This is a genomic window from Actinomycetota bacterium (assembly GCA_013152275.1).
GTDB lineage: Bacteria > Actinomycetota > Acidimicrobiia > Spongiisociales > UBA4744 > BMS3Bbin01.
The window spans coordinates 80,026-86,402 of the sequence record JAADGS010000063.1 but is presented as its reverse complement, the minus strand read 5'-3'; the positions used below and the strand labels follow the sequence as shown (position 1 = coordinate 86,402).

Sequence of the window (6,377 nt, the reverse complement as noted above, 5' to 3'; positions counted from 1 at the left end):
CCTGAGGCTGTGGCTCCTGCGGCTGCGGAGGTGTCTGCTCCGGTGTCGGAAGCGGTTCCCGCCGCACCTGTTGCAGCCGAGGACATCCAGTCAGACCACGTCGACCCCTGGCCGGCTCTGTTCAAGATCGAGCTCTTTGCAGCGGGTGTCCTGGCGGCGTTTCTCGTGTTGCTGGCTCTTGCCGCGCCCGCGCCTCTGTTCGAACCTGCGAGCGGTGTGGTCGACCCGTCCAAGGTGCCGTGGTACCTGTTGTGGATCCAGCAGCTGCTGGCGTGGCTGCACCCACAGGTGGCGGGCTTCTACGTCCCGATGCTCATCCTCGTCGGGTTGTTGGCCATTCCGTTCATCGATCGCACGACGAACCAGGAGGACCGCAGGGTCGGGCTCTTGGTGTTCGGCATCTTTGTACTCGCGTTGGTCGTCTTGACGATTCTCGGGTTCATCGCGAGAACGTCCGGATTCGGTTATCCGTGGATTGCCGGCTGATGAGCGGATGTGACATTCTCGCGATCTCCCTGCTCATCGTGGCAGGGCTGGCCCTGACGGGGGTATTGGCGATCGTGAGTGAGCGTTCGAAGCGCTGATCGGCTCACGCGGAACGTTGACGCACGGCAGCGTAGTAACCGAGCATGTGGAGTTCTGTGGCGAGGTCCACATGCCGCACGAATACATGACGGGGGATCGTCAGCAGTGCCGGTGCAAACGAGAGGATCCCGGTGACTCCGGCATCCACCAGGAGATCGGCGGCGTCCTGTGCTGCATCCGGTGGAACGGTGATGATGCCAAAAGCCCTGGAGGATCCGGCGAGATCTTCTGCCATCCGACTGGGATGTTTGACGGTCAGCGTTTCGACACGGGTACCGATCTTGGCCGGCGCCGAGTCGTAGATTCCGATCACCCGGAGCCCTTCCCCTTCAAACCCTTCGTAGTGCGCGAGCGCCGTCCCGAGGTGCCCTGCGCCGATGATCACGACATTCCAGGTCCGTGAGAGGCCGAGCTGGTTACGAATCTCGGCAGTGAGTCGATCGATGTCGTACCCAACACCTCGTACACCATGAGAGCCAAGGTGGGAGAGGTCCCGTCTGACGGTGGCCGCAGTCTCGTCGGCCAATCGCGCCAGCTCCGAGGATGAGACGGTCTCCATCTTCGCCCGCAACTGTTCGAGCCAGAACAGGTAGCGGGGAAGGCGATGGATGGTTGGCTGTGGAAGGTTCGACACCAAGTCAACCATATTCGCGCGTGGCGATCGGTCGAAATCGATGGACCGCGTCGGCTGGTGTCGGTGAAGCAGCAGGGTCTCGTTGAGATCGTGTTATTACCCCCGGAGGGTATCATTCTCGCTTTTGGAGGACACCATGCGCAAGCTACTCATCATGATGGTCGTCTTGGGCGTCTTGGCCGGCGCATGTGGCGGTACGGCGACTGTCACCCAGGAAATCAGGACGATCACGCCCGCAGAGGCGTACAAGGAGATTCAGGCCGATCTCGGCGATGCCGGTTTCGTTCTGCTCGACGTTCGGACGCCGGAGGAATATGGGGCTGGAAAGCTCGCAGGTGCCGAGAACATCGACTTCTACGCAACGGACTTTCGCGACAAGCTCTCCCAGCTGGACAAGAACGACCGCTACCTCATCTACTGCCGCACCGGGAGCAGGAGCGGCAAGACGTTGAAGATCATGCGTGAACTCGGCTTTACCCGTGTGGAGGACATTGGTGGGGGGATCGTGGCCTGGGCACAGGCGGGTCTCCCGATCGTTCCCTGACTGCTGTGCGCTCAGGCCCGGTAGGCTGATCGCCCGTATGACGCAGCAACCCGATGTCGTCGTCGTGGGCGGAGGACCTGCAGGTTCTGCAGCCGCCTACTGGCTGGCCCGAGCCGGCAGGTCGGTGACGCTCCTCGAGAAGAAGACATACCCGAGGGAGAAGACGTGTGGGGACGGCCTCACACCACGATCGGTCTTCCAACTCCAAGAGATGGGCTTCGATTTCTCCGTTCCCCAGTTCCACCGAGTGTCAGGGCTGCGGTCGTACGCGGGCAATGATCTAAGGCTCGAAATGGAGTGGCCGGACCATCCGATCTTTCCCAAATGGGGTGGGGTGATTCGTCGGCTCCACCTCGATGCGCAAGTCGCCGAACTCGTGAGGGAACAGGGCGCCACCGTCCTCGAAGGTCGTGAAGCGACCCCGATCTTCGATCGAGGGCGAGTTGGCGGCGTCTCCGTTCTCTCGGCCTCGGGTGTGGAGGTGCTCCACCCGAGAGCCATCGTGGTCGCAGACGGGTCGCTCTCTCGCTTCGGGAGGACGCTGGGTACGTCGCGTCGCAGGGATTACCCGATGGGGATGGCTCTTCGAGGCTATTACCCGAGTCCCCGTTCCGATGACGGGTTCATGGAGAGCCAGCTCGATATCCGAGACGAGACGGGTGCGCAGATGCCCGGCTATGGGTGGGTGTTTCCTCTCGGTGACGGGACGGTGAACGTCGGCGTCGGCCTGCTGTCGACTTTCTCCCGTTGGAAACATGTCAACACGTCCAAGATGCTGGACACCTACGTACGTGCTGCGCCTCGGTACTGGGACCTCACAAAGGACGGCGCGCTGGCCAAGCCGATGGGGGGAAAGCTGACGATGGGGCTCTCGGTGGGGCCCCTGGCCGGTCCGAACTGGCTGGTGGCAGGCGACGCGGCGGGAATGATCAACGCGTGGAATGGTGAAGGAATCGCGTACGCCTACGAGACGGGCCGTGTCGCGGCTCGCCATGTTCACGAAGCACTGGCTGCCGACGATCTCTCCCTGCTCCAACGCTACCCATGCGAGCTCCAGGACACGTATGGTCTGTACTATCGGATGGCGAGGCTGTTCGTCAGGGCGATCGGCAAGCCGCGTGTCATGTGGGCACTGACCCACACCGGCCTGCGATCGAAGCCGCTGATGGAGTGGGTGCTGAAGGTGATGGCCAACCTGCTCGATCCTGAGGAGAGAGGTATCGGCGAGGCCGCCTACCTGGCGTTGGAGCGTATGGTGCGCCTCGTACCAAGAGCCTGAATCCGGAGTCTCTCAGGCGCCTAGTGCCGCCAGCGATCTGCCGACGAAGTCTTCGAGGCGTTCGCGTACGAGCTCCTCGGACAGATGCTGCAGTCCGAAGTCGGCCCACGGTGTGTAGAGGCTGAAGCCTTCGAGTGCCGAGAGGGCCGGGACCAGGTCCCAGATCGGATCGTAGGCATCGTCGACATGCCCGAGGAATCGCTCTGCAGTCTCGTACCCGTACATGAGCGCAAGGTTCAGCCGGCAGTGGGCGACGTCCGCACCGGGAGGCCCGACGCACGCGTTCACCCAGTCGACGATCCCGCTGATGGCGCCGCCGGTCCAGAGCACGTTGGTCGGGTGGTAGTCGCGGTGCAGAAAACACGGCCGCGTCTCCGGCATGCCTCGGACAAAGAGGTCGAACGCCCTCTCCCAAAGGTCGCGGTGTCCAACCCACTCCGGTGGCTGAAGGAGGCCATGCTCGATCCAAGGGTCATACTTCCAGGCAAAGGTGGGTATCGGGCTCGCGTGGAGGACGTTCAGCGGCTCGGCGAGAGTCGCGAGCCACAGGTCGGGGTCGTGAGGCCGCAGATCGACGGTTCCCGGCAGCAGGGTCATCAGCACGGCAGGGACGTCGGTTTGCGAGCCATCCGGATCGAGCGCGATGACCTGAGGTGTGGGGAGGTCGATGTGCTCCATCTGCGTCAGGGCTGCTGCTTCATGTGTGGCCAGATCCGGTTCACTCGCAAGCCAGCGCTCGTTCGTGAACAGGCGAAGGACGACCGGGGCGGCGTCTTCGAGTGTGATGGCATATACCGAGGACGACGTGGCGCCGGGCATCAGCCGCAGACCGCAGACGGTATGCCCGGTGACGTTCCGAATCCAGTTGCCGATCACCGGACGGTTCCGCCCGCGGCCTCGATTTCTCCGAGCGCCCGTTCCCCGTCTCCCTCTCGCAGGTCCACCGCTCGGACCGCCCCGCGGAGAACGGTCACGTCATACCCGAGTCGCAGTCCGTCCAGCGCGGTGGACTTGACGCAGTAGTCGGTTGCGAGACCAACGACGACCAGTCGCCCGACATTCCGGTCCCTCAGCAGGGAATCGAGCTCGGTCGGAATCTCCGTTCCTGTTTTCGCGTCTCGCATCGTGAATCCCGAGTAGCCATCCTCACCGTTGCTGCCCTTGCGAATCTCCGGTCCGTTCACGACGAGGCCGGGATGGAACTCGGCGCCCCAGGTGCCGGCAACGCAGTGAACGGGCCAGATCCCCCCGTCCTTGGCGAAATGAGGTGTCGAAGCAGGATGCCAGTCCCGTGTGTAGACGACGATCGCCCCTGCGTCTCGTGCCTTGGCGATCTCGGCGTTGATCACAGGGATGATGCTCGCTCCGTCCCGGACGGAGAGGCTGCCGTTTGTGTCTGCGAAGTCATTCTGCACGTCGACGACGATCAGCGCCGTCTGTGGATCGTACGTAGTCGCCTCCATACAGGTAGCGTACGCGAGAAGCGATCAGTTATCAGTCATCGGTTCTCAGTTTTCGGTCATCGGTGATTGACGCGGTGCCTTCTTGTTGGGAACACTCTACGACTGACGACTGACGACTGACGACTGACGACTGACGACTGACGACTGACGGAAGTTGTATGAAGACCATCGGCATCATCGGGGGGATGAGCTGGCGGTCCACGCAGGACTACTACCGCCTCATCAACGAGGACGTGGCCCGCAGGCTCGGTGGACTCCATAGCGCGGACCTCGTGCTTGTGTCCGTCGACTTCGCGCCGATCGAGCAGATGCAACAGAGGGGAGACTGGGAGGCTGCCGGCGCTGCACTTGCGCAGGCCGCGCGTCGAACCGAAGCGGCGGGTGCAGAGATGCTGATCCTGGCGACCAACACCATGCACAAGGTTGCCCCTGTGATCGCCGGGGCCGTCTCCATCCCATTGCTCCACATCGCCGACGCGACGGGCAGGGCGATCGCCGCGACCGGACTCCGAACGGTTGGTCTGCTCGGTACCCGGTACACGATGGAGCAGGATTTCTACCGAGGCCGGCTCGAGAGCAACTACGGAATCGCCGTCGCCATCCCGAAGCCGGAGGATCGAGCGCTGATCAACGGCGTCATCTTCGACGAGCTCTGTCTCGGCGTGACGAACGAGGATTCGAGAGCGCAGTATTTGAGGATCGTCGATGGACTCGTCTCGGACGGTGCCGAGGGTGTGATACTCGGCTGTACCGAGATCGCCATGCTGATCGGCGCAGAGCACTGTCCGGTGCCTGTGTTCGATACGACGGCATTACACGCGCAGGCCGCGGTGGCGGCCGCGCTGGACTGCGATGAAGAATCGTGACGGCTGATCCGGGCCGATATCGGTGCGTTTTGTTCAGGTCCCTCACCACTTCTAATCTTGCGGGGACCGAAGGAAGGGTTTGTCCGTGAATCTTGCCGACTACCTGCCAGTCGCCATCATGTTTGTGCTGGTAGTGGCATTTGGATTCGGCAGCATCGGACTCTCCTGGCTCATCGCTCCGAAGAAGCCGTCACCGGAGAAGCTTGCACCGTACGAGTGCGGTATCGTCCCGGAGCACGAGCCTGCCCAGCGATTCCCCGTCAAGTTCTACCTCGTCGCGATGCTGTTCGTGATCTTCGACATCGAAACGATCTTTCTGTTCGCATGGGCGGTCCAGTTCCGTGAATTGGGCTGGTATGGCATTGCGGCGGTCGGCATCTTCACGTTCCTCGTCATCGAAACGCTCGGATATGTGTGGAAGCGCGGAGCGCTCGATTGGAATGTCAAGCGCCGTTCCCGATATGTCCGTGAAGAAGAGGCCGCATAATGGCCGCAACCGGCGGTGCTCCCGGCATCCTGACGTCGACGGTCGAGAAACTGGCTCATTGGGCGCAGACTCGGTCGATGTGGCCGGTCACGTTCGGACTGGCGTGTTGTGCGATCGAGATGATGGCCACGGGTGCCGCACATTACGATCTTGCTCGTTTTGGTATGGAGGTGTTTCGCGCTTCGCCCCGTCAGGCGGACCTGATGATCGTGGCCGGGCGCGTATCGCAGAAGATGGCACCCGTGCTGCGGCAGGTCTATGACCAGATGCCCGAACCGAAGTGGGTGATCTCGATGGGTGCGTGCGCGTCGTCGGGAGGCATGTTCAACAACTACGCCCTTGTGCAGGGTGTCGATGAGATCGTGCCGATCGACATCTATGTTCCCGGATGTCCACCAGGGCCACAGTCGCTGATGCACGGGATTCTCACCCTCCAGGCAAAGATCGTCTCCGGAGAGATCGCTCACTGATGGCCGACGAGACCACACCGATGGCTGCACCGGATCCCGTCATCGGTGG

At 62.3% G+C, this 6,377-nt stretch carries 9 protein-coding genes; 6 read left to right on the top strand and 3 right to left on the bottom strand.

Annotation, left to right across the window (positions count from 1 at the left end; genetic code table 11):
• Nucleotides 1–42 precede the first annotated feature (42 nt).
• Nucleotides 43–486: a hypothetical protein gene (locus GXP34_10385; GenBank protein NOY56377.1), complete on the top strand. Its 444-nt coding sequence runs from the start codon at nucleotides 43–45 to the stop codon at nucleotides 484–486.
• A 103-nt stretch (nucleotides 487–589) separates the two neighbouring features.
• On the opposite strand, the gene GXP34_10380 is transcribed toward GXP34_10385, so the two are convergent.
• Entirely contained in the window at nucleotides 590–1,219 is a 630-nt protein-coding gene (locus GXP34_10380; GenBank protein ID NOY56376.1) for a redox-sensing transcriptional repressor Rex, read from the bottom strand.
• Between the two features lie 136 nt (nucleotides 1,220–1,355).
• Between GXP34_10380 and GXP34_10375 the strand changes: the two genes are divergently transcribed.
• Both GXP34_10375 and GXP34_10370 read left to right on the top strand, forming a co-directional pair.
• Nucleotides 1,356–1,763 (top strand): rhodanese-like domain-containing protein, encoded by a 408-nt coding sequence (locus GXP34_10375; protein NOY56375.1) that lies wholly within the window; start codon nucleotides 1,356–1,358, stop codon nucleotides 1,761–1,763.
• Nucleotides 1,764–1,800: 37 nt separating this feature from the next.
• On the top strand, nucleotides 1,801–3,042 hold the full coding sequence (locus GXP34_10370; GenBank protein NOY56374.1) for a geranylgeranyl reductase family protein: 1,242 nt from the start codon (nucleotides 1,801–1,803) through the stop codon (nucleotides 3,040–3,042).
• 12 nt (nucleotides 3,043–3,054) lie between these two features.
• On the opposite strand, the gene GXP34_10365 is transcribed toward GXP34_10370, so the two are convergent.
• Both GXP34_10365 and GXP34_10360 read right to left on the bottom strand, forming a co-directional pair.
• Nucleotides 3,055–3,918: an aminoglycoside phosphotransferase family protein gene (locus GXP34_10365; GenBank protein NOY56373.1), complete on the bottom strand. Its 864-nt coding sequence runs from the start codon at nucleotides 3,916–3,918 to the stop codon at nucleotides 3,055–3,057.
• Entirely contained in the window at nucleotides 3,915–4,505 is a 591-nt protein-coding gene (locus GXP34_10360; protein NOY56372.1) for an isochorismatase family protein, read from the bottom strand. The genes GXP34_10365 and GXP34_10360 overlap by 4 nt, the downstream gene beginning before the upstream one ends.
• Nucleotides 4,506–4,663: 158 nt before the next feature.
• Here GXP34_10360 and GXP34_10355 point away from each other — a divergent pair, with 158 nt between their 5' ends.
• The 3 genes from GXP34_10355 (at nucleotide 4,664) to GXP34_10345 (ending at nucleotide 6,328) form a co-directional block, all read left to right on the top strand.
• Nucleotides 4,664–5,371 (top strand): amino acid racemase, encoded by a 708-nt coding sequence (locus tag GXP34_10355; protein NOY56371.1) that lies wholly within the window; start codon nucleotides 4,664–4,666, stop codon nucleotides 5,369–5,371.
• Nucleotides 5,372–5,489: 118 nt separating this feature from the next.
• Nucleotides 5,490–5,858 carry an NADH-quinone oxidoreductase subunit A gene (locus tag GXP34_10350; GenBank protein ID NOY56370.1) on the top strand — a complete coding sequence of 123 codons (369 nt, stop codon included), beginning with the start codon at nucleotides 5,490–5,492 and terminating at the stop codon, nucleotides 5,856–5,858.
• On the top strand, nucleotides 5,858–6,328 hold the full coding sequence (locus GXP34_10345; GenBank protein ID NOY56369.1) for an NADH-quinone oxidoreductase subunit B: 471 nt from the start codon (nucleotides 5,858–5,860) through the stop codon (nucleotides 6,326–6,328). Before GXP34_10350 ends, GXP34_10345 begins: the two co-directional genes overlap by 1 nt.
• Nucleotides 6,329–6,377: the final 49 nt, after the last annotated feature.

What these genes read in the sequence shown, in the direction of transcription:
- GXP34_10350 (NOY56370.1), top strand. Translation starts at nt 5,490, where the DNA reads ATGTTTGTGCTGGTAGTGGCATTTGGATTCGGCAGCATCGGACTCTCC.
- GXP34_10370 (NOY56374.1), top strand. Translation starts at nt 1,801, where the DNA reads ATGACGCAGCAACCCGATGTCGTCGTCGTGGGCGGAGGACCTGCAGGT.
- GXP34_10375 (NOY56375.1), top strand. Translation starts at nt 1,356, where the DNA reads ATGCGCAAGCTACTCATCATGATGGTCGTCTTGGGCGTCTTGGCCGGC.
- GXP34_10355 (NOY56371.1), top strand. Translation starts at nt 4,664, where the DNA reads ATGAAGACCATCGGCATCATCGGGGGGATGAGCTGGCGGTCCACGCAG.
- GXP34_10360 (NOY56372.1), bottom strand. Translation starts at nt 4,505, where the DNA reads ATGGAGGCGACTACGTACGATCCACAGACGGCGCTGATCGTCGTCGAC.
- GXP34_10345 (NOY56369.1), top strand. Translation starts at nt 5,858, where the DNA reads ATGGCCGCAACCGGCGGTGCTCCCGGCATCCTGACGTCGACGGTCGAG.